Below are 26,655 nucleotides of genomic sequence, written 5' to 3'. Positions count from 1 at the left end.
CCCATCAAATCTTTGACGGCCGCTATCGATGGTCTATTCTCATTCCTGGTCATGGTGGGGCTCCATTGGGGTTGGCGACTTTGAACATCACCAGCCTGCCATGGCCGCTCAAATCCTCAATGGATTTTGCAGAACATCCCGCACACTACCCTCGGCCAAGCCGGGCAGGCTCCACATATCCCATCCCCTGGCCAGCCGGAACGGGTTGCGGCGGCCATAGGCCCAGATCTCCACCCTGGTGGCCGGGACGCTGGCCGGACTGCGGGCATGAAAGCCGAACGTGTCGGCGATCAGCAAGGTGTTGGCGGGCACCGAAAAGACGCTGGGCTGGGGCAGGTCCATCGCCTCCAGTTCGCTCACATCGATCCGCAGCGATCCACGCGCCGAAAGGCGGCAATCGCCGTCCCGCGCAGCCAGGCTGCGCTGTTTTTCCCATGCCAGCCGCTGCGGCGTCAGCCGGTGGGAACCCTTCACATAGGCGAAGGGGCCGGTTTCGACCGGCACATCCTCCAGAAACAGCCATGCCTTCATCGCCGGATAAAAAGTGTCGGCATGGAAGGCGAGCTGGGGATCGGGCGGAGCGTCATGCCGCTGCGGCAGGATCGACTGGAGGTAGAGCAGCGGCTCTATGTCGAAACCGGCGACATAGCGGGCCAGCGCCTGCCAGCGCGGATCGCGGCGGAAAGTCTCGAACGCCGGGATGGCGCGACGGGCGGCAGGGTCCAACGCCAGCCGCCGGGTGATCGTATCGCCCTGGACCATTTCCCGCGCCGGACCGCGATAGGCGAAAATCTGCTCCTGCAAATCCCGAAAGGCGGCAGCGGGCAGGAAGTCGCGAATCTCGACCACGCCGTCGCGGTCGAAGGTGGCGCGGTGGACCGGATCGACGGCGGCGGCCAGCCCCTTGCGCCGCCGCGCCGTCATCGCCTGCGCCATCCGCACGCGTCCGGCATGCAGGCCCAGCGCATTCAGCCGGGGCGAACCGATCAGTGGATTGTCGACGAAGGATTTGGCCCCGGTGAAAAGCTGGGCGAACCAGAAGGGAGCGAGCAAGGGCGCCAGGACATGCATCAGTCGCGCCTTGCCACCGCCCGCCGGGGCGGTCGAGCATTATGTGCGACATATAAATAAAAATAACCTGTTTCCAGCGTTCTGGAATGTTTCGCGGCTCGCGCCGGAGAACGCTGTCAGGGTATCAGCAGCGTGCTGCCCGTGGTCTGCCGCGCTTCCAGCGCCCAATGCGCCTCGGCCGCGTCGGACAAGGCGAAGCGCTGTCCGACCACAGCCTTCACCACGCCCCGCGCCATGCGGTCGAACAGCCTTTCGGCGGTCCAGGCCAGTTCCTCCGGCGTGGCGACATAATCGAACAGGGTAGGGCGGGTCACGTAAAGCGATCCGCCCCGGCTAAGGTCGAGCAGGCTGACCGGCGGCACGGGACCCGATGCGTTGCCATAGCTGACCATCAACCCGCGCCGCTTGAGCGAGGCCAGAGACGCGCTCCAGCTATCCTTGCCGACCCCGTCATAAACGACATCCACGCCACGGCCCCCGGTAATCCCGCGCACTGTCGCGGCCAGGCTGTCGAACGGGCCATGCAGGCGATGGTCCGCATCCACCTGCGCCGCCTTTTCCGCCGAGCCGCAATGGGCGATCACGACCACGCCCTTGTCCCGCAGCCACGGCACCAGCGCCGACCCGACGCCGCCCGCCGCCGAGTGAACCAGCGCGAACTGCCCGGCCTGCAGGCTGACGATATCCTCCGCCAGATAGCAGGCGGTCATGCCCTTCAGCATCATGGCGGCGGCATCCTGTGTGCTGACGCTGTCGGGAATTCTCACCACCTGCTCCGCCCGGACGATGCGATGCGTGGCATAGGCGCCCAGCCCGGCGGCGCACCCCACCTTGTCGCCGACGGCAAAGCCGCTCACGCCGGGACCGACGGCGGCCACATGTCCCGCGCCTTCCGCCCCAAGCGGGGTCGGCAGCGGCGCGGGATAAAGGCCGGTACGGTAATAGGTGTCGATGAAGTTGAGGCCGACGGCATCCTGCGCGATCAGCAATTCGCCTTCGCCCGGCAGGCCCGGATCGAAATCCTCCCGCGCGATCACCTCAGGCCCGCCATAGGCCCGCGCCACCATCCGCCATGCCTGCGCCATTGCCGCCGTCCCCCTTGATCAGAGATGCGCGGCGAAGAAATCGGCGGTGCGGCCGTCCGCCAACTGCGCTGCCGCTTCGTTGCGCCGCGCCCCCATCTCGGCGGCAAAGCCGTGATCCAGCCCCTCATAGTCATGCAGCACGACATGGCGGTTGTCCTTCAACCCCTCATGCATCTTCTGCTGAACCTCAGCCGGAACGAAGCCGTCAGCGGTCGGAATATGCAGCAGCACCGGCTTGCCGATGGCATGCTGTTCGTTCAGCAGCCCGTCGATGCCGACTCCATAATAAGCGACGAACGCGTCCCCATCGGTGCGGCAGGCCGACATGAAGGCCAACCGCCCGCCCAGGCAGTAACCGACCAGACCGACCTTCCCGCCGTCGCCCAACTCGGCGCGGGCCATCTTGATCGTGGCTTCGATATCGCGAATGCCCTGGTCCTGGTTGAACTTCTGCATATGGCCGAAGGCGGCCTGTAACTCTTCAGGGACGTCCGCGTCCAGTTCGACATGCGGCTTTTCCCGCCAGAACAGGTCGGGCGCCACCGCCAGATAGCCCTTGGCCGCCCAATCGTCGCATTTGCGGCGAATGCCCTCATTCACGCCGAAGATTTCCTGGATCACCACGATGGCGGCCTTCGGCGTTCCCTCCGGCCGGGCGACATAGACGTCGAACTGGGCGTCGCCCTCCAGCGTGGAGATGGATGTGAATGCTGCCATGGAATATCCTTTCCGTCCTTATGGGAATATGGTTCGTCGACGGCATAATGACGCTTGCCGGGCCAAGCGCAACCGTCCTTGCCGTCAAAAAATTTGCGTTGACCGCACTTGTTGCGGCATGAGGCGTTGTAAAGGGAGCCCACGGCAAAAGGTAGCGAGATATGAAGGTAAGCGTGGACGTCGACTGCACTCCTGCGGAGGCGCGGGCTTTCCTTGGCCTGCCGGATGTCACCCCCATTCACGACAAATATGTGAAGACGATGCTCGACAGTTTCGACGGCGTCGCCAATGTCGAGCAGATGGAGACGCTGTTCAAAAGCTTCTCTCCGATGGGCGATGCGGGCATGCGGTTGTTCAAGCAGATGATGGACATCGGCCTTGCCGGAATGCCGGGCAAGAATGGCGACAAGACTTCCGGCTGACCCTTTCGCAAAGCCAGCCCCGTGACGGATAGCATCTTCGCGCTGTCGAGCGGCGCGCCGCCCGCCGGGATCGGCGTGATCCGCATCAGCGGTCCATCGGCGGGTTCAGCCCTTATCGCGCTCGCGGGCGCTTTGCCGCAGCCCCGCCACGCCCGCCTGTCCTCCCTGACCGATCCGCGAGACGGCGCATTGCTGGATCGTGCCCTGATCCTGTGGTTTCCCGGCCCCTCCACAGTGACCGGCGAGGATCTGGCCGAATTGCACTGCCATGGCGGGCGGGCAGTGATCGCCGCCATAGAAGAGGCCTTGTCCACGCTCCCCGGCCTACGCCGCGCCGAAGCAGGGGAATTCACCCGCCGCGCCTTCGCCAATGGCCGCATGGATCTGAACGCGGTGGAGGGATTGTCCGACCTCCTCGCCGCCGAAACCCAGCAACAGCGCCGCGCCGCGCTGCTGATGGCGGAGGGCCATTTCTCCCGCCGGGTGGAGGACTGGCGCCAAACCTTGCTCGACCTGTCCGCCATGACCGAGGCCGCGCTGGATTTCTCCGACGAGGATGACGTACCCGACGAAGGAATAGAGGCGCGCATCGGCCAAAGCATCCGGACCCTGGCCCATGATGTCGAAGCCATCCTGGCGGCCCCATCGGCGGAGCGGCTGCGCGACGGCGTCCGGGTGGTGCTGGCCGGCCCGCCCAATGCGGGCAAATCCACTTTGCTCAACCGGCTGGTCGGGCGGGAAGCCGCCATCGTCTCCGACATCGCGGGGACGACCAGGGACCGGATAGAGGCGCCCGCAGCGCTCGGCGGCGTGGCGTTCCTGTTCACCGACACGGCGGGCCTGCGCGACGAGACCGGCGACGCCATCGAGGCGATCGGCATGGAGCGGGCGAGGGGGGCGCTGGATGCCGCCGACATCATCCTCTGGCTGGGCCCGGCGGACGAAACGCCCCGCGCCGACGCCATCCTGCTTGCCCCGCAATGCGACCGAAGGACGGACAGCCGCCCCGGCCTGCGCCTTTCCGCCATCACGGGGGAGGGGATGCCGGAACTCATCGCCCTCCTGCTCGACCGGGCGGCCCACCTTCTTCCCGGCGAAGGCGACTATGCCCTGCACCGGCGGCAACGCGATGCGGCAAGCCTTTTGCACGCGCATCTGGCATCGGCTTCTGCGAGCGACGACCTGCTGATCGTGGCGGAATTATTGCGCCAGGCCCGCAACGCCATCGATCAACTCACGGGCCGGGCAAGCACGGAAGACATGCTCGACCATCTTTTCTCCGGTTTTTGCATCGGCAAATAGGGCTGTTCCACGTGGAACGCTTTTGACCGGAGCGTCCCACTTCTGTTAAGGGGCGCCCATGCGAACAAGCTATGATGTGATCGTGGTCGGCGGCGGCCATGCGGGCTGCGAGGCGGCAGTCGCTGCGGCGCGCAAGGGCGCGTCGGTCGCGCTGCTGACCTTCGAAAAGGCCACCGTCGGCGCCATGTCCTGCAACCCCGCCATCGGCGGCTTGGGCAAGGGCCATCTGGTGCGGGAAGTCGACGCGCTGGACGGATTGATCGGCCGCGCCGCCGATGCCGCCGCGATCCACTACCGCATGCTCAACAGCAGCAAGGGCGCGGCGGTGCAGGGGCCACGCATACAGGCCGACCGCAAACGCTACCGCGCAGAAATTCACCGCCTGCTGGACGCCCAGACCGGGCTGGACATCATAGAGGGCGAGGCCGCGCAACTGCTGCTCTCGCAAGACAAAATCGCCGGACTGGCCCTGGCCGACGGAAGGACGCTCAGCGCCCCGACCGTGGTGCTGGCGACCGGTACTTTCTTGGGGGGCAAGCTCTTCCGGGGCGAGGAAACCACCATCGGTGGCCGCACCGGCGAACGGGCGGCCACCACGCTGGGTGTCCAGCTTCGCGCCCTCGACCTGCCGATTGGGCGGCTCAAGACCGGCACCCCGCCGCGCATCGACGGCCGCACCATCGATTGGGCACGGCTGGAGGAGCAGCCCTCCGACGGGGGAAGCTGGACCATGTCCGCTCTCTCCCCCGCCCGCATCCTGCCCCAGCTAAGCTGCGCGATCACCCGCACCAATGACTGGACCCATGCTATCATCCGCGAGGGGCTGGGCCGCTCACCCCTGTTCAGCGGCGCGATAGAGGGACGCGGCCCGCGCTATTGCCCGTCCATCGAGGATAAGGTGATCCGCTTCGGCGACCGCGACGGGCACCAGATTTTCCTGGAGCCGGAGGGGCTGGAAACCAACCTCGTCTATCCCAACGGCATCAGCACATCGCTGCCCGCCGACGTTCAACGGGAGATGATCCGGTCGATGGCAGGACTGGAGGCGGCCGAGATCGTCGTCCCCGGCTATGCAGTGGAATATGACCATATCGACCCGCGAGCGCTCGACGCGACATTGGAGGTGCGGGCCATCCCCGGCCTCTTCTGCGCCGGCCAGATCAACGGCACCACCGGTTATGAGGAGGCGGCGGCCCAGGGCCTGGTCGCGGGCGTCAATGCCGCAGCCCATGCGCGGGGCGAAGAGCCGCTCATCCTTGATCGCGCCAGCAGCTATATCGGCGTGATGATCGACGATCTGGTCCTGCAAGGCGTGACCGAGCCCTATCGCATGCTCACCGCCCGCGCCGAATATCGGCTGCGGCTCCGTGCCGACAATGCGGGAACCAGACTGGCCCCGGTCGGCCATCGCCACGGAATCCTGAGCGCCGAACGCGCCGCCCATTATGCGGCGCGGGATGCCGAGCGGGAGAGGGCGGAAGAGGAACTGAACCGCTCCCTATCCGCCACGGAAATGGCCAGAGCGGGTGCAGCGGTACGACAGGATGGCGCGCGCCGTTCGCTGTTCGAATGGGCACGCTTCCCCGAAGTCGGCCGCGAGCTTCTTTTCACCCTTGCGCCAGCCCTGTCGCAAATCTCTCAAGATGTCCGCGACGAAATTCTGGAGGACGCGCATTACGCCCCCTATCTGGATCGACAGGATGCGGAGATCGCAGAAATGCGGCGCAACGAACGGGTCGTCATTCCCCCCGATTTCGATTTCGCTTCGGTCGGCGGCTTGTCCACCGAAATGATCGAACGGTTGAACATGGCTCGTCCCGACACGCTGGCGGCGGCGGGACGCATCAGGGGCATCACCCCGGCCGCACTGGCGGCGGTGCTGGTTCATATCAGGCGGCGCGCCGCGTGACCGAAGATGAAGCGCGGCAATGGCTGGAGCAGCAATTCGATGTTCCACGTGAAACATGGAACAGGCTGGAGCGCTATGTCGCCATCCTTCTGGCGGAAATGGACCGGCAAAATCTGATCGCGGAATCGACCCGGCCCCATGTCTGGGCGCGGCACATAGTCGATTCCGCGCAACTCATTCCCCTGGCCGCGAACGCAGGGGAGGGGCAGTGGATCGACTTGGGGTCGGGCGCAGGCCTGCCCGGCATCGTGGTCGCGATCCTGACGGACCGCCCGGTGCAGATGGTCGAATCGCGCCGCAAGCGGATCGACTTCCTGAACGCGGTTGTCGCCGAACTCCATCTCTCCGGCGCGAGCGTCTTCGGCGGTCGCGTAGAGACCGTTCCCCCCGCCCGTGCCGCGATCATCAGCGCCCGCGCCTATGCGCCTTTGCCCAAGTTGCTGGAATCGGCAGTGCATCTGTCCGACGAAAAGACGATTTGGGTGCTGCCAAAAGGACGAAATGCGCAGAATGAACTGGAGGAGGCGAGTCGATCATGGCAAGGTGCGTTCCACGTGGAACGCAGTGCGACTGACGCGGACAGCGCCATCATCGTCGCACAGGCGGTCCGGTCCGTCAGGAGGAAGGCCTAGGATGATCCGCATTGCCATCGCCAATCAGAAGGGCGGCGTCGGAAAAACCACCACCGCCATCAATCTGGCCACGGGTCTGGCGGCCACGGGACTGCGCGTCCTGCTGGTCGATCTCGATCCGCAGGGCAACGCCTCGACCGGCCTCGGCGTCAACCAGTCCGACCGCGAACAGTCCAGCTATGACCTGCTCATGGGCAATTGCGCGCTGGAAGACGCGATCATCACCACCCGCGTCCCGAAGCTCGATATCGTCCCCGCCACCCAGGATCTGTCGGGCGCGGAAATCGAACTGATCGAATATGAGGAACGCACCCACCGCCTCGAACGCGTGCTGTCCGAAGCACAACCGGGCCGCTGGGACATCTGCCTGATCGATTGCCCGCCCTCGCTTGGCCTGCTGACCATCAACGCCATGGTCGCCGCGCAATCGCTGCTGGTGCCGCTGCAATGCGAATTTTTCGCGCTGGAGGGGCTGTCGCAATTGCTCCAGACGGTCGAGCGCATTCGGGGCCGCTTCAATCCCGGCCTTTCGATCATGGGCGTTGCGCTCACCATGTATGACCGGCGCAACCGCCTGACCGATCAGGTGGCCGACGATGTGCGCGCCTGCCTGGGCGATCTGGTCTTCTCCACCGTCATTCCCCGCAATGTGCGCCTGTCGGAAGCGCCCAGCCATGGCGTCCCGGCGTTGATCTACGATTTCCGCTGTCCGGGGTCGGAAGCCTATATGCGTCTGGCCCGCGAACTGATCGCGCGCCTGCCCCGTCAGGAGGTCGCTGCTTGAGTAACGAAAATATGATGAAGTCGGCCAAGCGCCCCCACGGGCTTGGTCGGGGCCTGTCGGCGCTGCTGGGCGATGTGGCGCGGGAAGAGCCGGTTACGCCGACCGCCGCCACTCCGCCGTCGACTAAGACGATCCAGAGCATCGAAGTCGCTCTGATCCAGCCTCATCCGGAACAACCCCGCCGCCATTTCGACGATGGCGCGTTGCAGGAACTGGCCGACAGCATCGCCAAGCGCGGCGTGATCCAGCCGATCATCGTCCGTCCCCATGGCGGCGGGTTCCAGATCGTCGCGGGCGAACGCCGCTGGCGCGCCGCCCAGCGCGCCCAGCTTCACCGCATTCCCGCCATCGTGCGGGATTTCGACGAAGCGGAAACGCTGGAAATCGCGCTGATCGAAAATATCCAGCGCGAAGACCTGAACCCCATCGAAGAGGCGGAGGCCTATCGCAAGCTGATCGCCGAATTCCACCACAGCCAGGAAGCGCTCGGCCGCCTTGTCGGCAAGTCACGCAGCCATGTCGCCAACCTCATGCGCCTGCTCGACCTTCCCGGGCCGGTGCAGCAGCAGGTGATCGAACGGAAGCTCAGCATGGGCCACGCCCGCGCCCTGATCGGCGCGCCCGACTGCGAGAATCTGGCCCGCACGGTCGAAGCCAGGGGCCTGTCCGTCCGCGACACCGAACAACTGGTCCGCCGCACCCGGAAAGGGGACGACGCCCCCAGCCGAAGGCAAGCCGCTCCCAGGGAAAACGACCCGGACATCGCCGCTCTCGAACAGCATCTCGCAGACATATTGGGCGTAAAGGTCGCCATCGATTATGGCCAGGGTGGGGGTGGCGCCCTGACGCTGCATTATTCGACGCTGGATCAACTCGACATGCTCTGCCAACGCCTGTCGGGCGAACGAATCTAACGGCTTAAAAGACGAAAAAGGCCAGCGGCCGCCCTCATTTCCGGAGGGTGGCCACTGGCCTTTTCCGCCCCGACGGCCTAGCCTGCCCGCATGGCAGATCATCCCTCCTTCCCCGCCGCGCCCCACATCGTCCGCCGCGAAGACTATCGCGCGCCCGACTGGCTCGTCCCCGATATCGCCCTCGATTTCGACTTGGACGCCGCCGTCACGCGAGTGCACGCGACATTGTCCGTCACCCGCAACGGCGACCATGACCGCCCGCTCAAGCTCGACGGTGACGGCCTGCTCCCGCTGGAAATCCACGTCGACGGCCAGCTCCTCACCCCCGACCAATGGTCGCTCGACGGCGGCACGCTAACCATCCCGCTTTCCGGGGCCTCTCACCTCGTCAAGTCATTCGTGGAGATCTCCCCCCAGAGCAACAGCAAGCTGATGGGCCTCTACGCCAGCGGCGGCCTGCTCTGCACCCAATGCGAGGCGGAGGGTTTCCGCCGCATCACCTTCTTCCCCGACCGCCCGGATGTCCTGTCGCGCTATTCGGTGCGGCTGGCCGCTGACAAGGCGCTCTATCCCGTGCTGCTGGCGAACGGCGATCCGGTCGAGCAGGGCGATTTGCCCGACGGCCGCCATTGGGCGCGCTGGAACGATCCCTTTCCCAAGCCCTGCTACCTCTTCGCCCTGGTCGCGGGCGACCTCGCCTGCAACGCCGACCGCTTCGTCACGGCCAGCGGGCGCGAAGTGCAACTCGGCATCTGGGTCAAGGAAGCCGATCTCCCCCGCACCGCCCACGCCATGCAGGCGCTCAAGAACAGCATGGCCTGGGACGAGCGGGTCTATGGCCGCGAATATGATCTGGACGTGTTCAACATCGTGGCAGTTGCTGATTTCAACTTCGGCGCGATGGAGAATAAGGGTCTCAACATCTTCAATTCCCGCTACATATTGGCCGATCCGGAAACCGCGACCGACATCGACTATGACGGCGTCGAAGGCGTAGTTGCGCATGAATATTTCCATAACTGGTCGGGCAACCGCGTCACCTGCCGCGACTGGTTCCAACTCAGCCTGAAGGAAGGCTTCACCGTCTTCCGCGACCAGAATTTCTCCGCCGACATGGGATCGCACGCCGTCAAGCGGATCGAGGATGTCCGCATCCTGCGCGCCGCCCAGTTCCAGGAGGATAGCGGCCCGCTCGCCCATCCCGTGCGGCCCGAATCCTATATGGAAATCAGCAACTTCTACACCGCCACCATCTACAATAAGGGCGCAGAACTGATCCGCATGATGGCGTTGATGCTCGGCCCGGAGCGCTTTCGCGCCGGAACCGACCTCTATTTCGACCGGCATGACGGCGAAGCGGCAACCTGCGAGGATTTCGTCCGGGCCATGGAAGAGGGCGGAGAGATCGACCTCGCCCAGTTCCGCCGCTGGTACGAACAGGCCGGCACCCCCCATGTCCGGGCGCTGCTGAGCCACGATCCCGCCACCCAGAGCGTGACCCTGCTGCTGGAGCAGTCCGTCCCGCCGACGCCCGGCCAGCCTGAAAAGCGGCCCATGGCCATCCCGCTGCGCACCGCCCTGTTCGACCCGGAAAGCGGCCAGCATCGCGGCGACGAACTGCTGATGCTGACGGAAGCGCGCCAAAGCTTCACCTTCGCGGGCTGGCCGGCCGCGCCGATCCTGTCGATCAACCGCGGCTTTTCCGCGCCTGTGATCGTCGAAACCAACCGCAGCCAGGCCGATCTAGCCTTCCTGTCCGCCCATGACGACGATCCCTTCGCCCGTTATGAGGCGATGCAGCAACTCATGGTCAATGTCCTCGTCGGCCGCATCGGCGGGCAGGCAGTGGATGAAGATGCGGTCGTCACCGCGATCCGCGACACGGCCACCAATCCGCTGCTCGACCCCGCCTTCATCGCCGAAGCGATCCGCCTGCCGAGCGAAGCCTATCTGGGCGACCAGATGGCGGTGGTCGATCCCGACGCGATCCACGCCGTCCGAGACGCGCTGCAACGGCGGATCGGCGCGGAACTGGAACCGCTGTGGCGCGACATTCACGGCAAGACGAAGGCCAACGCCTTCGCCCTGTCGCCCGCCGCCAAGGGCGCGCGCAAGCTGCGCAACACCGCCTTGCTCTATCTCGCCGCGTCAGGCGCCGCCGATGGCGCGACCGTCGCCTTCGGCCAGTTCAGCGAGGCGGACAATATGACCGAACGTCAGGCGGCGCTCGCGACCCTGGCCAACGGCACCAGCGCGGAGCGGGAGGCTGCACTCGACATCTTCTACAACCGCTATCGCGACGACGCGCTGACGCTGGACAAATGGTTCCAGACCCAGGCCTTCGCCTTCCATCCCGATACGGTCGATCTGGTCGAGGAACTGGCCAGGCACAAGGATTTCACCTTGGCCAATCCCAACCGGGTGCGGTCGCTCTACGGGGCGTTCGCGGGCAACCAATGGGCGTTCCACCACAAGTCGGGCAAGGGCTATCGCCTCGTGGCCGACTGCATCATCGCCCTCGACAAGCTCAATCCCCAGACCGCCGCCCGGCTGGTCCCACCATTGGGACGCTGGAAACGCTTCGATGAAGCGCGAGCAGCCCTGATGCGGGCGGAGTTGCAGCGCATCCTCGCGGTGCCGGGACTGTCGAAGGACGTAACGGAACAGGCGAGCAAGAGTTTGGAATGACTGACTCCGTGCTCCTGCCTTCGCAGGAGCACGGGGGGCAAGATTTCTACCGCCCCGAAGCCGCCACCCAGGCCGCTACATCCGCCGCAACCTTGTTCGCCGCGGCATTCAGCGGCGCGCCCACGCTGTCCGCCGCGATCTTCCCGCCAACCGGCACGCTGGCGGTGAAGCGCTGCTTGGCAATGGCCGTGCCGCCCGGCCCGGCGAGCATCGCATCATAGGTCACGACCGCGCTGTTGCTCGCTTCATCCAGCCCGAAATCGACCAGTTCGCCCATCAACCGCTGCCCGGCGTCCGCCGAATATTGCCCCGGATCGAGCACGATGCGATTGCTGGTGGCGGCGATGGTCTCAGCCAGCAGCTTCTGGAACAGATGACGCGGCGTATCGGCCCACTGCACCTTCGTCACATAGGCGACCGAAGTGGGCGATGTGATCACCGGCACCCGCACCGTGTCCAGCATCTTGGGCGCCTCCGGATCGGCCACCGTGATGGCCGTGCCCGATGAGGCGCTGCGCAACGTCCCCGGCGCGACCTTCTGCGCGGCGTTCAGCGACAAGAGCCGCTCCGGCGGCTTGCCGCCGAAGGACACGCAGCCCGCCAGCATCAATGCTCCGACGGCCGCCAGACCCAGTTTCCCGTGAAACATCATCATGTCCCTCTTATCGCTTGTAATCGGGCAGCTTGGGCGATCCGACGATCGACCCCGCGCCCTGCTGGTCGAGTTTTTCCGCCACGCCCCGGAAGGATCGCGACATTTCGCGCAGGTCGCGGACCAACTGGTTGACCTCCGGCATGGTCTGGTTGCTGAAGGCGCGAACGCCCGGTTGCGCTTCCCCGATGGTCTTGTCGAGCGTGTCGATGCTGCGCGTCGCCGACTGGATGCTCTTGCGCAGGTCGGCCAGCAGCGGGCGGCCCTCATCATTCACCATGGCGTCGGTGGAGGCGGCCAGCTTGCCGATCTGCTCGGCGGCGATGCCGGTGCGCTGCACGGCGATGCGCGCTTCGGCCAAAGTCGCCGCGATTTCCGGGCTGCGGTCGGCCAGCGAACCGGAAATCCGTTCCACATTGGCGAGTATGCCGGCAATCGACTGCTGATTCTTGTCGTTCAGCAATTCGGTCAACCGCTCCGTCAGCGTCGACAGCCGCTCCAGCAATTGCGGCGCATTGTTCAGCAATTCGCCCAATGCCCCCGGCTTGGTCGGGATCACCGGCACGCCGTCGGGGCAGGAGGCGAGGGGGTTTTCCGCCGGACAGGTGATCGGCGGCGCGCCCTTGACCGCGCCGTCCAGCACGATTTCCGAAACGCCGGTAAAGCCCACCCCCGCGATGGTCGCCGTAGTCCCTTGCAGAACCGGCGTGCCCTCCTTCACAGAAATGCGCACCTTCACGAAGCTGGGATCGCGCTTCCAAAGCTCGATCTTCTCCACCTGACCGGAGGGGACGCCGGAATAGTTGACGCTGGACCCCTTGGCCAGGCCGTTGACCGACTGTTTGAAGAAGATGTCATATTCCATATTGTCGCCTTGGGAGAGGCGCGAGAACCAGAAAGCCGCGATCATGATCGCCGCCAGCAACAGCAGCGTGACCGTGCCCACCAGCACATGGTTGGAGCGGGTTTCCATAGTCTATCGCCTCTTGTCCTTCTCGCGAGCCACCGCCGCCGTCGCGGCGCGCCCGCGCGGGCCGTTGAAATATTCCTGAATCCAGGGGTGGTCGGTCGCCAGCAGCTCATCGATGGTGCCGACCGCCGTCACCTTCCTGTCCGCCAGCACCGCCACCCGGTCGCAGATCGAATAAAGCGTGTCGAGATCATGGGTGATGAGGAAGACGGTCAGGCCCAGCGTCTGCTGCAACCGGCGCGTCTGATCGTCGAACGCCGCCGCGCCGATGGGGTCCAGCCCCGCCGTCGGCTCATCCAGGAACAGCAGGTCCGGATCGAGCGCCAGCGCCCGCGCCAGCCCGGCGCGCTTCTTCATCCCCCCCGACAGTTCGGCGGGATATTTCGGCCCAGCCTCTGCAGGCAGGCCGGTCATGCGGATCTTGTAGGCCGCAATCTCGTCGCGCAGCTTCGGCCCGATATTGGGATAATATTCGCGGATCGGCACTTCGATATTTTCCGCCACCGTCAGCGTCGAAAACAGCGCGCCGCCCTGGAACAGCACGCCCCACCGCTTGCGGATCGCCAGCGCTTCATCGTCCAGCCGGCCGATCATCGATTCCCCGAAGACGTGGACTTCGCCCTCATCCGGCGTCTGGAGGCCGATGATGGATCGCATCAGCACCGACTTGCCCGTGCCCGATCCGCCGACCACGCCCAATATCTCGCCCTTGCGCACGTCGAGGTTCAGCCCCTCATGCACCACCTGCTCGCCGAAGCTGTTGCGCAGGTTGCGGACGGATATGGCGATGCCGTTATGCTCGACCGCCTCCTCGATCCGCGCCTCCTCGGCGCTGATTTCCTCCTCCTGCGCCATCAGTTCCAGCCTACCCAGGTGAAGAAGACGGCGAAAAAGGCATCCAGCACGATCACCAGGAAGATCGCCTGCACCACCGCCGCCGTGGTGCGCAGGCCGACCTCCTCGGCATTGGCCTTGACCTGCATGCCCTGGAAGCAACCCGCCAGCGCGATGATCACGCCAAAGACGGGCGCCTTGATCAGCCCCACCCACAGGTCATGGATGGGCACCACTTCCCGCAACCGCTGGACGAAGGTGATCGGCGGAATGTCGAGCGACACCGCGCACAGGAACCCGCCGCCGATGATCGCGACGATGGAGGAATAAAAGCCCAGCAGCGGCATCATCACCACCACCGCCAGCGTGCGCGGCAACACCAGCGCCTCCATCGGCGACACGCCGATGGTGCGCATGGCGTCGACCTCCTCGGTCAGCTTCATCGTGCCCAGTTGCGCGGCGAAGGCGGAACCGGAGCGGCCCGCGACCATGATCGCGGTCATCAGCACGCCCAGTTCGCGGAAAGTGAGGCGGCCGACCAGGTTGATGGTCAGCATCTCCATGCCGAACTGGCGAAGCTGCACCGAACCCTGCTGCGCGATGACGATGCCGATCAGGAAGCTCATCAGGCCGATAATGCCCAGCGCCGACACGCCCACCACTTCGAAACGCTGCACCACGGCGTTGATGCGGAAGCGCCCCGGATGGCGGATGACGTTCCACGTCGCGACCAGCGTGCCGCCGAAGAAGCCGAGCAGGCCCAGCAGGGTCGTGCCCGAATTGACCACCGCTTCGCCGATCTGCCCGACCACCCGCTGCCAGGGCGGTTCATGGTCCGGACGGATATTGACCGGCTCGTCCACGCTGCCGACCGTCGCGATCAGCCGCTCCGCGTCGCATTTGTCGCCTGTGATCTTGCAGTCCAGCCGCTTGATCGTGCGATGCAGCACCCAGGCGCCGATCGTGTCCATATGGTCCACGCCTGAAAGGTCGATGGTATCGACCGGTCCCTCTATCGCATCCAGCCGGTTGGGCAGATCGTGAAGGCAGGCGATGGACAGATTGCCCGAAAGCCGAATGACCGTCCTGCCCTCGCGGACTTCCTGAGCAAGATCAGCGGCTTTGTTCATCAAGGCGGAGATGTGGTCCATTATCGGTTGCACGGCAAGCCGAAACGGCCCATCCGCACGATCAAACGAAGGGGCGACCCAAAAAGTTTCGGACATGGCATGACGCACAGGCTCGCAATCTACGACATGGACCGCACGGTGACGTTCACCGGCACCTATACCGGCTTTCTGATCCACGTCGCGAAGGGCATGGCGCCGTGGCGTCTGGCTCTGTTTCCCGGTGTGATCCTGCTGATGCTGGCCTATGTGCTGAAGCTGATCAGCCGTCAGCGGCTGAAGGAACTGAACCAGGCGCTGATGATCGGCTTCAACGTGGAACGCGCCCGGCTGATGCCCCATGTGGAAAGCTATGCGGCGAAGGTGGTCGCGGGCAATGTCCGCTCCGGCGCATTGGCCCAAATTGCGAAGGACAGGGCGGACGGCTACCGGCTGGTCCTCGCCACCGCCTCCTACCGCCTCTATGTCGAGCCGATTGCCCGGCGGCTGGGTTTCGACGCGGTGATCGCCACCGATCATCTCTCGCAGGATCTGCGCTATGTCCGCGCCAAAATCGCGGGCGAAAATTGCTACGACACCGGCAAGCTGCGCATGATCAAGGCGTGGATGGCCGCCGAAGCCATCGACCGGACGCAGGCGCATATCCGCGCCTATTCCGACCATGTGTCGGACGCGCCGATGCTGGAGTTCGCGGACCTGCCTTTCGCCTCCAACCCGCACAAGCCGCTGGCGAAACTGGCGATGGAACGGGGCTGGACGCGGGTGGACTGGAACTGAGCGACGGCATTCCCGCAACCCTCTGCTTCCCGAACGGACCGGGGTCAAATGACCGGCGAAACCAACGCCTCCCCCGCCGAATAAGCCTCAAGGTTCGCCAACAGCATATCCCGCATCCTCCCGACCGCCTCATAGGTCGCGCCGCCCGTATGCGGCGTCAGCACGACATTCGGCACGTCGGCCCAGCGCACCGCAGGCGTAGGCTCGCTCTCGAACACGTCCAGCGCCGCCCCGCCAAGCTTTCCCTCGCGCAAGGCCGCGATCAGCGCATCTTCATCCACCAACTGCCCCCGCGCGACATTCACCAGCAGCCCCCGCGACCCCAACGCATCCATCACCGAAGCGTCGATCATCCCGCGATTTTCCTCGGTCGCCTTGGCCGCGACCACCATGACGTCACTGTCCCGCGCCAGCGCTTCCAGACTGTCCGCCCGAGCCCAGCCCAGTCCCGGCTTCTCCCTCGGCCCCCACCAGCCGACCCGCATGCGCATCAGTTCGGCCCGTTGCGCCAGCGCGATCCCGATGCTGCCCATGCCGACGATCCCGATCCGCGCCCCCGCCATCGACCGGCTGAGCATCTTCGATCCCGCCGTCCATTCGCCCGACCGCACCTGCCGGTCGCCCAACAGAATTTGCCGCCGATGGGCGAGGATGAGGCCCAGCGCATGGTCCGCCACATCTTCGGCATTGGCGTCCCCCGCATGGGTCACGGCCACGCCCCGCGCCCGCGCCCAGTCAAGGTCCACCCCATCATAACCCACGGTGAAGCAGGCGATCAGCCGCAGCTTCTCCATCCGTTCCAGCATCGCCGGATCGAGCCGGAACTCGCCCGCCGTCACCAGAATTTCAGCCTCCGCAAGCCGCGCCTTCCCGCTTTCCTCCCACAGGGGCATGACGTCATATCGGGAGGAAAGCACATCCTTCAACGGCGCCAGATGCGGCTGCGCAATCAGGATCAGTGGGCGATTTCCCGTCATCCGTCGATGCCCTCCACCGCGCGCAGGGCCTGTGCGAAGTCCGCGATCAGATCCGCCGCATCCTCGCAACCGATGGAGATGCGCACCATATTGTCGCTGATCGCCAGCGCCTTCTTGCGCTCAGCAGGCACGGAAAGATGCGTCATCGCCGCCGGATGGCTGGCCAAAGTCTCGGTCCCGCCCAGACTGACGGCCAGCTTCGCGATCTTCAACGCATCCAGAAAGGCGAAGGCTTCCGCCTCCCCGCCCTTCAGATAAAGCGAGAAGGTCGATCCCGCCCCGGTGCAATGGCGCGCATAAATATCCGCCTGCCGCTCCGTCTCCGGAAAGCCGAGATAGACGACCTTCTCGACCTGCGGCTGGTCCTTCAGCCAGGCGCAGACCTTGGCCGCATTCTCGCCCGCCCGGCTCATCCGCAGTTCCAGCGTCTCCAGCGACCGCAACAGCATCCACGCCGAATGCGGGTCCAGGATCGTGCCGATGGTGTTGCGCATCAGCCGGATCGTGTTGATCAGCGCATTCGACCCCAGTACGCCGCCCGCGACCAGATCGCTATGCCCGCCCGCATATTTGGTCAGGCTGTAGATCACCAGATCCGCCCCATGGCTCAGCGGATGAAGCCAGAGCGGGCCGAGGAAGGTGTTGTCGATGGCGACGGGCGGGTGATATTCTTCGCCTGCGAACGAAAAGTCGCGCCGCGCAACTACCGCCTCCAGATCGACCAGCACATTGGTCGGATTGGCCGGGCTTTCCAGATAGATCAGCGCGACGCGGCCCAGCCCCTTGGCCTTCTCGATCACCGCGCCAATCTCTTCCTCGGTCGCGCCTGCCGGGAAATCCAGCCATTTCACGCCGAACTTGCCCAATATGCGCCCGATCAGCGATTCGGTCGCGGCATAGAGCGGCGCCGAATGCACGATCACGTCGCCCGGCTGCACCAGCGCCAGCAATGTCGTCGCAATGGCCGACATGCCGCTGGAGAAAAGCAAGGCGTCCTCCGCCTCTTCCCAGACCGACAACCGGTCTTCCGCAATTTCCTGATTCGGACCGTTGAAGCGGGAATAGACCAGCCCCTCCGCACCGCCGGGACGGATGCCCGTCACGCCCTCGAAATGCCGCTTCCCCGCGGCCGCGCTTTCGAAAGCGAAGGTGGATGTCAGGAAGATGGGCGGCTTCAGCGATCCTTCGGACAGGGTCGGATCATAGCCATGGCCCATCATCAACGTCGCGGGCTTCAGCTTGCGGCCCTCAATCTCCATGATCGGCTGCTTGGGGCGGCGGCGGTTGTGGCTGGGCTCCACGCCCGTCAGGTCGGCTTCGGTTTCGCCGGTCATTTCATTCTCCTGCATGTCCCTGCGGCGTCTGTTGCGCCGCTCTGATGGCAGGAGTGTAACGCTTGAAGGAGGCAGGGGGCCAGAGGCGTTCGATAAGATTATTTCATGCAACCAAACTTAAATTACACAGCCAATGTGCTCCTGCGAAGGCAGGAGCCCAGTTCTGCCGTCTGAACCGGGCTCTGCCTTTGCCTGAGCACGGAGCGATTGAAGCCAGCCAGCGTTGAATGGGAATGACGTTTACGCGCTGCCGTCCTACATCCTTCCCATGAGCCAACGCCTACCCGAACCCCTGGAGCAATGGTTCACGTCCCGCGGCTGGACGCCCCGCCGCCACCAGATCGACATGTTGAGCGCCGCCCGATCCGACGATCACGCGCTGCTCGTCGCTCCCACCGGTGCGGGCAAGACGCTGGCCGGTTTCCTGCCGACCCTCGCCGACCTCATCGAAAATCCGGCGGACGGCCTCCACACTCTCTATATCTCGCCCCTCAAGGCGCTCGCCGTCGACGTCCGCCGCAATCTCCTCGCGCCTATCGAGGATATGGACCTGCCGATCCGCGTCGAAACCCGCACCGGCGACACCCCCTCCGATCGCAAGGCCCGCCAGCGCGCCCGCCCGCCGCAAATCCTGCTGACCACGCCCGAATCCCTCTCGCTGCTCCTGAGTTATCCCGACAGCTTCCTGATGTTCTCAGACCTGAAGACCGTCATCATCGACGAAGTCCACGCCTTCGCCACGCAAAAGCGGGGCGACCTGCTCAACCTTTCGCTATCCCGGCTTCAAGCGATCAACCCCGGCCTTCGCCGCGTCGCGCTGTCCGCCACGGTCGCGGATGTAGACGCCTATCGCGCCTGGCTCGCTCCGGACGGCGACATCGACACCGTCACCCCCGTCATGGGTGAGCAGGGCGCCGATCCCCATGTCGCTATCCTGATCCCCGACGGCCGCATCCCCTGGTCCGGCCACAGCGGCAAATATGCGGCGCGCCAAGTGATGGAAGAAATCGAACGCCGCGCCACCACGCTCGTCTTCTGCAACACGCGGGGTTTGGCGGAACTCATCTTCCAGTCGCTCTGGTCGGTGAATGAGGCGAACCTGCCCATCGCCATCCACCATGGCAGCCTGTCGATAGAAGCGCGGCGCAAGGTCGAGGCGGCCATGGCAGCGGGCAAGCTCCGCGCCCTGGTCGCCACCGCCTCGCTCGACCTCGGCGTCGACTGGGGCAATGTCGACTGCGTGATCCAGATGGGCGCGCCCAAGGGCAGTTCCCGCCTGCTCCAGCGCATCGGCCGCGCCAATCACCGGCTGGACACGCCCAGCGAGGCGATCCTCATCCCCGGCAACCGCTTCGAATATCTGGAGGCCCGCGCCGCGCTGGACGCGGTCGAGGCGGGCGAGCGCGACACGGACGATTTCCGTCCCGGCAGCCTCGACGTCCTTGCCCAACATGTCATGGCCCTGGCCTGCGCCGCGCCCTTCCGCGAAGAGTCATTGCTGGCCGAAATCCGCTCCGCCACGCCCTACAGCGCGCTGACGGAGGAGGCGTTCGCCAATGTCCTCCATTTCATTGAGGGCGGCGGCTATGCCCTGCGCGCCTATGACCGGTTCAAGCGGCTGACCCATGATCCCGATGGAACATGGCGCGTCTCCCACCCCCGCTTCATCCAGCAGCACCGCCTGAACGCGGGCATCATCGTCGACCAGCCAGTGCTGGACGTCCGCTTCGCCAACGGCCGCAAACTGGGCACGGTGGAGGAGGGGTTCGCCGCCACGCTTCGGCCCGGCGACAGCTTCTTCTTCTCCGGCATGGCGTTGGAGGCGGTGCGGATGGACACGACCGACTTCGTCGTCCGCGCCACGTCGAAACAGGCGCGCATTCCCACCTGGGGCGGTACGCGCATGGCGATGTCGACTCGCCTCGCTGACCGGGTCCGCCATTTCCTGGCCGAACCCGATCAATGGAGCCGCTTCCCGGACGACGTCCGCGACTGGCTGGAGGTGCAGAAATATCGATCCGCCCTGCCCGAACCGGGGCAACTGCTGATCGAGACCTTTCCCCATGAGGGCCGCCACTATCTCGTCTGCTACAGTTTCGAAGGCTGGAACGCGCACCAGTCGCTTGGCATGCTGCTGACCCGCCGCATGGACGCGCAGGGGTTGATGCCGATGGGCTTCGTCTCCAACGACTATGCGCTCGCCGTCTACTGCCTGAAGCCCGTCACCGATCCCGCAAGCCTCTTTTCCGCCGACATACTCGACCATGAATTCATCCAATGGGTCGAACAGTCGAGCCTGCTCAAGCGCGCCTTCCGCGACGTGGCGGTGATCTCCGGCCTGATCGAGCGCCAGCATCCCGGCAAGCGCAAGACCGGGCGTCAGGTCACTTTCTCCACCGACCTCATCTACGACGTGCTGCGCAAATATCAGCCGGATCATCTGCTGCTGAAAGCCGCCTGGGCCGACGCCCGCGCCCGAATGACCGATGTCGGCCGCCTGGGCGACCTGATCGACCGGGCTTCCTCGACGATGCTGCACGTCGATCTGGACCGGGTAAGCCCGCTGGCGGTTCCGGTCCTGATCCTCATCGGCCGCGAACAGGTCGCCCAGCATGAGGTGGAGGACGCGCTGCTGATCGAAGCCGAAACGCTGGTGGCGGAAGCAATGCGGACGGATTGAAGCTGCTTTTTGGGTGGGAAGCCGACCTATCCAAATCCTCCCCATCGATAGATGGGGAGGGGGACCGCGCGAAGCGTGGTGGAGGGGAAATACGCAGGTCGTGCCCCATTCCCCTCCACCAGCCTGCGGCCGGTCCCCCTCCCCACGCTTCGCGCAGGGAGGATTAAGACCTTCCCCTATTGCCCATCGCCCCCTTGATCGTCCCGCAATCCCCCGCATCCATTCAGCGTCCCCTCACCGAAAGCCACCGCCACCCGGTTCGACCAGACGGCGTCGCTCATCCCGTCGCTGCACGGGCCTTCGGTCACGGTCATGGAAAAGCCATCACCAAGATAACGGATCGCCCGTCCATCATTCTGGCGCGACACGGCGTAGCGGACCGGCGCTTTATCCGGCCGCTCCAGTGTGGCGGTCGACCCTTTGACCGTCACCGCCCAAAAGGGTTCTGTCCCGATCGCCCGATAGTCATCCTCACCAATCGGCCCTGGTGCACGGGAGGGCATTGGCCCAGCCGCGCCCGTTCCACGCGAAACCGGTTCCGAAACATTTCCAGCAGCCTGGTTCGCCACTTCGTTCTGAGCGACAATCGGCGCCGACGCCTCAAGCTGCGCGACGTTCCCAGCGGGCACGTCCTTATCCCCGCCACACCCCGCCATCATGAACAGGACGGCAAGAAGCGGAAGCCATCTCACGCCAGAACCATATCCCGCCGGAAGCAGGTTACGGCATGATCGTTCACCATTCCCACCGCCTGCATCCAGGCATAGACGATGGTCGGCCCGACGAATTTGAAGCCGCGCTTCTTGAGATCCTTGGAAATCGCTTCCGACAGGTCGGTCTTCGCCGGAAAGGTCAAACCGTCATTCCTGATCGGCTCCCCCTTCACGAAGCCCCAGACATAGGCCGAAAAATCCTCGCCCCGGTCGCGCATCTCGCAGAAAATCTGCGCGCCCCGGATGGTCGCCGCGATTTTCGCCCGCGCCCGGATGATGCCGGGATCGCCCATCAGCCGCTCGACGTCAGCCTCATCGAAGGCCGCCACCCTGTCCGGATCGAAACCGGCAAAGGCGGCGCGAAACGTCTCCCGCTTGCGCAATATGGTGATCCAGGCAAGCCCCGCCTGAAACCCCTCCAGCATCAGCGTTTCCCAGAGCATGCGCGAATCCCGCTCCGGCACGCCCCATTCCTCGTCATGATAGGCGCAATAGAGCGGGTCCGTTCCAGCCCAGCTACAACGAACCTGTTCCATCGGATCAGACGTCCAGATTGGCGACGTTCAGCGCATTGTCCTGGATGAATTCGCGGCGCGGCTCGACCACGTCGCCCATCAGGCGGGTGAAGATTTCGTCGGCCACGTCCGCCTGTTCGACCTCGACCCGCAGCATGGACCGATTGTCCGGGTCCAGCGTGGTTTCCCACAACTGCTCGGCATTCATCTCGCCCAGGCCCTTGTAGCGCTGGATCGCCAGCCCCTTGCGCCCGGACGCCAGGATTGCCTCCAGCAATTCGCTCGGCCGGGTCACGGCCACCGCGCCCTTGGACGCGACCGGCAGGTCGTCGTCCCCGGCTTCCTCGGCTGCGGCGGCGGCCTTGGCCGTCACCAGACGGCTGGCGGTGCGATAGCTGTCCGCTTCCTCGGCGGCGATGGCGTGCAGCTTGCGCGCCTCGGCCGAACCGATGAAGCCCGCCTCGATCATGTGATGATCGGTGACGCCGCGCCACAGCCGCTCGAAATGGAAGCCGCCCTCTTCGGCGATGCGGCCGCTCCAGCTTCCCTCATCATCCTGCGCGTCCATCCATTTGACCGTGTTGGCCAGACGTTCGGCCTGCGCCGCATGACTGAGTTCGGGATCGAGCGCGGCGTTGATCGCCAGCGCCTCGATGATCGCGGGATTGTAGCGGCGCGGCACATAGCGCATCACCGCCCGCATCCGCCGCCCATGCTCGATCAGGCTGCGCAGGTCGTCGCCCGACCGCATCCCGCCGGTCGTCTCCAGCGCCATGGACTCGACGCCATTGTCGACCAGATATTGCTCCAGCGCGGCTTCGTTCTTCAGATAGACCTCCGACCGGCCCCGCGTCGCCTTGTAGAGCGGCGGCTGGGCGATATAGAGATGCCCCGCCTCGATGATCTGCGGCATCTGCCGGTAGAAGAAGGTCAGCAGCAGCGTGCGGATATGCGCGCCGTCGACGTCGGCGTCGGTCATGATGACGATCTTGTGGTAGCGCAGCTTTTCCAGATTGAAATCGTCGCGAATGCCGGTGCCCATCGCCTGGATCAGCGTGCCCACTTCCTTGGACGACAGCATCCGGTCGAACCGGGCGCGCTCCACGTTCAAAATCTTGCCCTTCAACGGCAGGATCGCCTGATTATGCCGGTTGCGCCCCTGCTTGGCCGAACCGCCTGCCGAGTCACCCTCGACCAGGAAGAGTTCGGACTTGGCGGGGTCGCGTTCCTGACAGTCGGCCAGCTTGCCGGGCAGGGATGCGATGTCCATCACCCCCTTGCGCCGGGTCAGCTCCCGCGCCTTCTTCGCGGCTTCGCGGGCGGCGGCGGCGTCGATCACCTTCTGCACGATCATCTTGCCGTGCTGGGGATTTTCCTCCAGCCACTCCGCCATCTTGTCGGCCATCAGGCTTTCCAGCGGCTGGCGCACTTCCGACGAGACCAGCTTGTCCTTGGTCTGCGACGAGAATTTCGGATCAGGCAGCTTCACCGACACGATGGCGGTCAGCCCCTCGCGCATATCCTCGCCGGTCAGCGACACCTTCTCCTTCTTCAACATGCCGGACTTGTCGGCATAATTGTTGAGGGTGCGGGTCAGCGCGGCGCGGAACGCCGCCAGATGGGTGCCGCCATCCCGCTGCGGAATGTTGTTCGTAAAGCACAGCACATTTTCATAATAGCTGTCATTCCACTCCAGCGCGACGTCGATGGTCACATCGTCGCGGCTGCCCGAAATCGCGATCGGATCGGGCATCAGCGGAGTCTTGTTGCGGTCCAGATATTTCACGAAGGCCGCGATGCCGCCCTCATAGAACAGCTCGACTTCCTTCTTTTCCTCATGCCGGGCATCGGCCAGGAACAGCCGCACGCCCGAATTCAGGAACGCCAGCTCGCGATAGCGATGCTCCAGCTTCTCGAAATCGAACTCGGTATGGTTCTTGAACGTGCCGCCGTCGCCGGGAACCTTCTCGGTCGAGGGGAGGAAGGTAACCTTCGTTCCTTTCTTGCCCGCAGGCGCGTCGCCGATGACCTTCAGCGGCGCCACGGCGTCGCCATAGGCAAAGCGCATATAATGCTCCTTGCCGTCCCGCCAGATATTGAGGTCCAGATATTCGCTGAGCGCGTTCACCACGGAAACGCCCACGCCGTGCAGGCCGCCCGACACCTTATAGGCATTGTCATCGCTGGTATTTTCGAACTTACCCCCGGCATGGAGCTGGGTCATGATGACCTCGGCCGCCGACACGCCTTCTTCCTTGTGGATGCCCGTGGGGATGCCGCGGCCATTATCCTCGACGCTGACCGATCCATCGGGATTGAGCGTGATCAGGATGCGATCGCAATGCCCCGCCAGCGCTTCGTCGATCGCATTGTCGCTGACCTCGAACACCATATGGTGCAGGCCCGAACCATCGTCGGTGTCGCCGATATACATGCCGGGCCGCTTCCGCACGGCATCCAGACCTTTCAGGACCTTGATGCTGTCGGCGCCGTAGCTGTTGCTGTTGTTCTGACTTTCCTCGCTCATGCACCAGCATATAGGGAAAGCGGCCACGAAACTAAAGCGAAACATGCCGTCTTTCGCCCGCGGGGAGCACGGTCTATCAGGCAGCTATGCGCATTGTCCTAGCCTTGGCCCTGATGCTCGCCGCCTGCTCGAAAAGCAGCGATGTGCTGGAAGAGTTGCCCAACAGTTCACTCGCCGGCGCTGCGCGGGAGGATGTGCCGGAAACCCGCCTGGAATCGACGCTGACCCGCCCCGTGACCATCGGGGAAGACGGCCCCCGCCTCGACGCCTGCGGCGCGATGGGACAGGCGGCGCGGGTCGGGGCCAAGGGGCTGGCGGTCCGCGCCGCCCCGTTCGCCGATGCCCGCGAAATCGCCCGCATGGGGGATGGCGACCGCGCCTGGGTCTGCACCCGCAGCCTCGACCAGAAATGGCTGGGCGTGGTGATCGCGCCGCCGCCTCCCGCCGACAACGCAGCCGAACCGGCCGATTGCGGCGTCGCCGAACCGGTGGACCGCAAGCAACCCTATGACGGCCCCTGCCTCAGCGGCTGGGTGTCGAGCGCCGCGATCAGGCTGATCGCGGGTTAGGATGTCCTAAAATATTCCCCTCCCGCAGGCGGGAGGGGTTAGGGGTGGGCGCGAGCGAAGCGAGCTTCCGCCTCCTCGCCTAGGGAAGAACGCCGCTGGCGCGGCGACCCACCCCCGACCCCTCCCGCCTGCGGGAGGGGAGAAGGGCGTCCGTTCGCGCCGTCGGCGCCTGCTAAATCCCGCCCAGATAATCCATCTTGCCCAGCGGCACCCCCGCCTGCCGCAGCAGCGCATAGGCGGTCGTCACATGGAAATAGAAATTGGGCATGGCAAAGCCCAGCACATGGCTGCGGCTGGTGAAGGTGAAATCCCCACGCGGGGTCTTCAGCGTCACCACGGCATCATCCCGCCCGTCGATCCGCTCGCGCGGCACGGATTCAAGGAAGGCAATGGTCTTCTCGATCCGTTCCTGCAGATCGGCGAAGCTCTGTTCGGTGTCGGCCATCGGCACCGGGTCCAGCCCGCCGATGCGGATCATCGAGCCCTTGGCGGTGTCGCTGGCATATTGGATCTGCGCGGTCAGCGGCGCCATGTCCGCGATCAGCCGCGCTTGCGTCAGCGTCAGCGGATCGATCCCCTTCTCGGCGGCATAGGCGGCGCCCCTGTGCAGGATAGCCGACAGATTGCGCAGGCCGCGCAGAAAGACGGGAACGGTCAGGTCGTACAGGTCGGTCGCCACCGGGTTCTCCTCATGGTTGGGTGAACCCATATTCATGGCTCCTTTGCCTCTGTCGATACCCGGCCGAAATAAAAGGACCGGCCGGCGGGGCTCCATGCCGGCCGGTCAGGGGGCAACGGGTTCAGGCGGGAACGGGACGCTCGCGAGGCGCGAGGGTGAAGAAGGGCAGGGCATGATGCACGATCCAGCCGATCGTCGCCGCATAAAGCACAGTGCCCAACCCAACCGTGCCGCCCAGCAGCCAGCCAATGGCCAGCACGCCAATCTCTATCCCGGTCCGCACCCATTTGACCGGCAATCCGGTGCGGCGGCAGAATCCGGTCATCAGCCCATCGCGCGGCCCCGGCCCCAGACCCGCGCCGATATAAGCGCCGCCCGCTATGCCATTGAGCACGATCCCCGCCGCCAGCCAGACGAAGCGCAGGACATACCCTTCCGGCACCGGCAGGACCATCAGGCTCAAGTCCACCGCAGTGCCAATCACCACTATATTGCAGACCGTGCCGATGCCGGGCTTCTGGCGCAGCGGCAACCAGAGCAGCAGCACCACCGCCCCGATCAGATTGACGGTCATGCCGAAACTCAGCCCCAGTCGCGGCGCCAACCCCTGATGCAGCACGTCCCACGGGTCCAGCCCCAGATTGGCGCGCAGCATCAGCGCCATGGAAAAACCATAGAGGCCAAGGCCCCAGAAAAGCTGAAAAAGGCGACGGTGCATCATCATGGCGCTGGAGATCGCCCAAAATGGCCTTTTACAAAACAGCCATTATTCGATAA

24 protein-coding genes are annotated in these 26,655 nt (G+C 64.9%); 10 read left to right on the top strand and 14 right to left on the bottom strand.

Features of this window, described 5'->3' with window-relative positions:
- Positions 1 to 108: 108 nt before the first annotated feature.
- The 3 genes from BV95_RS15770 to BV95_RS15760 form a co-directional block, all read right to left on the bottom strand.
- On the bottom strand, positions 109 to 1,071 hold the full coding sequence (locus tag BV95_RS15770) for a phytanoyl-CoA dioxygenase family protein (RefSeq protein WP_051749813.1): 963 nt from the start codon (positions 1,069 to 1,071) through the stop codon (positions 109 to 111).
- Positions 1,072 to 1,187: 116 nt separating this feature from the next.
- Complete coding sequence (locus BV95_RS15765) at positions 1,188 to 2,156, bottom strand: quinone oxidoreductase family protein (RefSeq protein WP_234703207.1); 969 nt, start codon at positions 2,154 to 2,156, stop codon at positions 1,188 to 1,190.
- Between the two features lie 18 nt (positions 2,157 to 2,174).
- Positions 2,175 to 2,873, bottom strand: a complete 699-nt coding sequence (locus BV95_RS15760; RefSeq protein WP_037453994.1) for a dienelactone hydrolase family protein — start codon at positions 2,871 to 2,873, stop codon at positions 2,175 to 2,177.
- 161 nt (positions 2,874 to 3,034) lie between these two features.
- Between BV95_RS15760 and BV95_RS15755 the strand changes: the two genes are divergently transcribed.
- The 7 genes from BV95_RS15755 to pepN all read left to right on the top strand — a co-directional run bounded on the left by BV95_RS15755 (position 3,035) and on the right by pepN (position 11,524).
- Positions 3,035 to 3,295, top strand: coding sequence for a DUF6489 family protein (locus BV95_RS15755; RefSeq protein ID WP_037453992.1), 261 nt, complete (start codon positions 3,035 to 3,037; stop codon positions 3,293 to 3,295).
- Between the two features lie 21 nt (positions 3,296 to 3,316).
- Positions 3,317 to 4,597 (top strand): tRNA uridine-5-carboxymethylaminomethyl(34) synthesis GTPase MnmE, encoded by a 1,281-nt coding sequence (mnmE, locus tag BV95_RS15750; protein WP_037453988.1) that lies wholly within the window; start codon positions 3,317 to 3,319, stop codon positions 4,595 to 4,597.
- Positions 4,598 to 4,655: 58 nt separating this feature from the next.
- Positions 4,656 to 6,506, top strand: a complete 1,851-nt coding sequence (gene mnmG, locus BV95_RS15745; protein WP_037453985.1) for a tRNA uridine-5-carboxymethylaminomethyl(34) synthesis enzyme MnmG — start codon at positions 4,656 to 4,658, stop codon at positions 6,504 to 6,506.
- A complete protein-coding gene (gene rsmG / locus BV95_RS15740) occupies positions 6,503 to 7,138 on the top strand; it encodes a 16S rRNA (guanine(527)-N(7))-methyltransferase RsmG (protein WP_037453982.1) in 636 nt (211 codons plus the stop codon). Before mnmG ends, rsmG begins: the two co-directional genes overlap by 4 nt.
- A 1-nt stretch (position 7,139) precedes the next feature.
- Positions 7,140 to 7,922: a ParA family protein gene (locus BV95_RS15735; protein WP_037453979.1), complete on the top strand. Its 783-nt coding sequence runs from the start codon at positions 7,140 to 7,142 to the stop codon at positions 7,920 to 7,922.
- A 14-nt stretch (positions 7,923 to 7,936) separates the two neighbouring features.
- Positions 7,937 to 8,836, top strand: a complete 900-nt coding sequence (locus BV95_RS15730) for a ParB/RepB/Spo0J family partition protein (RefSeq protein WP_174544491.1) — start codon at positions 7,937 to 7,939, stop codon at positions 8,834 to 8,836.
- 90 nt (positions 8,837 to 8,926) lie between these two features.
- The gene (pepN, locus tag BV95_RS15725; RefSeq protein WP_037453972.1) at positions 8,927 to 11,524 is read left to right on the top strand and encodes an aminopeptidase N; all 2,598 of its coding nucleotides are present in this window, start codon (positions 8,927 to 8,929) and stop codon (positions 11,522 to 11,524) included.
- 46 nt (positions 11,525 to 11,570) lie between these two features.
- Here the strand turns inward: pepN and BV95_RS15720 are convergent, their stop codons facing one another.
- Genes BV95_RS15720 through BV95_RS15705 form a run of 4 tightly spaced genes read right to left on the bottom strand, consistent with a single transcriptional unit; the run spans position 11,571 to position 15,110 of the window.
- A complete protein-coding gene (locus BV95_RS15720; protein WP_081873405.1) occupies positions 11,571 to 12,179 on the bottom strand; it encodes an ABC-type transport auxiliary lipoprotein family protein in 609 nt (202 codons plus the stop codon).
- 7 nt (positions 12,180 to 12,186) lie between these two features.
- Complete coding sequence (locus BV95_RS15715) at positions 12,187 to 13,149, bottom strand: MlaD family protein (RefSeq protein WP_037453970.1); 963 nt, start codon at positions 13,147 to 13,149, stop codon at positions 12,187 to 12,189.
- Between the two features lie 3 nt (positions 13,150 to 13,152).
- On the bottom strand, positions 13,153 to 14,001 hold the full coding sequence (locus tag BV95_RS15710; protein ID WP_037453967.1) for an ABC transporter ATP-binding protein: 849 nt from the start codon (positions 13,999 to 14,001) through the stop codon (positions 13,153 to 13,155).
- Positions 14,001 to 15,110, bottom strand: a complete 1,110-nt coding sequence (locus BV95_RS15705) for an MlaE family lipid ABC transporter permease subunit (protein ID WP_037454008.1) — start codon at positions 15,108 to 15,110, stop codon at positions 14,001 to 14,003. The genes BV95_RS15710 and BV95_RS15705 overlap by 1 nt, the downstream gene beginning before the upstream one ends.
- 99 nt (positions 15,111 to 15,209) lie before the next feature.
- Here BV95_RS15705 and BV95_RS15700 point away from each other — a divergent pair, with 99 nt between their 5' ends.
- Complete coding sequence (locus BV95_RS15700; protein ID WP_037454005.1) at positions 15,210 to 15,884, top strand: HAD family hydrolase; 675 nt, start codon at positions 15,210 to 15,212, stop codon at positions 15,882 to 15,884.
- Positions 15,885 to 15,928: 44 nt separating this feature from the next.
- Here BV95_RS15700 and BV95_RS15695 read toward each other — a convergent pair whose 3' ends face one another.
- Together BV95_RS15695 and BV95_RS15690 are read right to left on the bottom strand one after the other, a co-directional pair.
- On the bottom strand, positions 15,929 to 16,861 hold the full coding sequence (locus BV95_RS15695) for a 2-hydroxyacid dehydrogenase (RefSeq protein WP_037453965.1): 933 nt from the start codon (positions 16,859 to 16,861) through the stop codon (positions 15,929 to 15,931).
- The gene (locus BV95_RS15690; protein ID WP_037453963.1) at positions 16,858 to 18,195 is read right to left on the bottom strand and encodes a cystathionine gamma-synthase family protein; all 1,338 of its coding nucleotides are present in this window, start codon (positions 18,193 to 18,195) and stop codon (positions 16,858 to 16,860) included. The genes BV95_RS15695 and BV95_RS15690 overlap by 4 nt, the downstream gene beginning before the upstream one ends.
- 268 nt (positions 18,196 to 18,463) lie before the next feature.
- Here BV95_RS15690 and BV95_RS15685 point away from each other — a divergent pair, with 268 nt between their 5' ends.
- The gene (locus tag BV95_RS15685) at positions 18,464 to 20,875 is read left to right on the top strand and encodes a ligase-associated DNA damage response DEXH box helicase (RefSeq protein ID WP_037453961.1); all 2,412 of its coding nucleotides are present in this window, start codon (positions 18,464 to 18,466) and stop codon (positions 20,873 to 20,875) included.
- Between the two features lie 176 nt (positions 20,876 to 21,051).
- Here BV95_RS15685 and BV95_RS15680 read toward each other — a convergent pair whose 3' ends face one another.
- The 3 genes from BV95_RS15680 to gyrB are packed head-to-tail and all read right to left on the bottom strand — an operon-like array spanning position 21,052 to position 24,630.
- The gene (locus BV95_RS15680; protein ID WP_037454002.1) at positions 21,052 to 21,531 is read right to left on the bottom strand and encodes a COG3650 family protein; all 480 of its coding nucleotides are present in this window, start codon (positions 21,529 to 21,531) and stop codon (positions 21,052 to 21,054) included.
- Between the two features lie 32 nt (positions 21,532 to 21,563).
- Entirely contained in the window at positions 21,564 to 22,124 is a 561-nt protein-coding gene (locus BV95_RS15675) for a DNA-3-methyladenine glycosylase I (protein ID WP_037453957.1), read from the bottom strand.
- A gap of 4 nt (positions 22,125 to 22,128) precedes the next feature.
- The gene (gyrB, locus tag BV95_RS15670) at positions 22,129 to 24,630 is read right to left on the bottom strand and encodes a DNA topoisomerase (ATP-hydrolyzing) subunit B (RefSeq protein ID WP_037454000.1); all 2,502 of its coding nucleotides are present in this window, start codon (positions 24,628 to 24,630) and stop codon (positions 22,129 to 22,131) included.
- A gap of 86 nt (positions 24,631 to 24,716) precedes the next feature.
- Here gyrB and BV95_RS15665 point away from each other — a divergent pair, with 86 nt between their 5' ends.
- Complete coding sequence (locus tag BV95_RS15665) at positions 24,717 to 25,199, top strand: hypothetical protein (protein WP_037453954.1); 483 nt, start codon at positions 24,717 to 24,719, stop codon at positions 25,197 to 25,199.
- Positions 25,200 to 25,371: 172 nt separating this feature from the next.
- Here BV95_RS15665 and BV95_RS15660 read toward each other — a convergent pair whose 3' ends face one another.
- Both BV95_RS15660 and yczE read right to left on the bottom strand, forming a co-directional pair.
- Entirely contained in the window at positions 25,372 to 25,878 is a 507-nt protein-coding gene (locus tag BV95_RS15660) for a DUF1993 domain-containing protein (RefSeq protein ID WP_037453997.1), read from the bottom strand.
- Between the two features lie 121 nt (positions 25,879 to 25,999).
- Positions 26,000 to 26,602 carry a membrane protein YczE gene (yczE, locus tag BV95_RS15655; protein ID WP_037453951.1) on the bottom strand — a complete coding sequence of 201 codons (603 nt, stop codon included), beginning with the start codon at positions 26,600 to 26,602 and terminating at the stop codon, positions 26,000 to 26,002.
- Positions 26,603 to 26,655 lie beyond the last annotated feature (53 nt).

This window comes from Sphingobium chlorophenolicum (assembly GCF_000722875.1).
Classification (GTDB): Bacteria; Pseudomonadota; Alphaproteobacteria; order Sphingomonadales; family Sphingomonadaceae; genus Sphingobium; species Sphingobium chlorophenolicum.
Note: the sequence above shows the minus strand (reverse complement) of the source record. Positions and strands in the feature narration are given on the sequence as shown.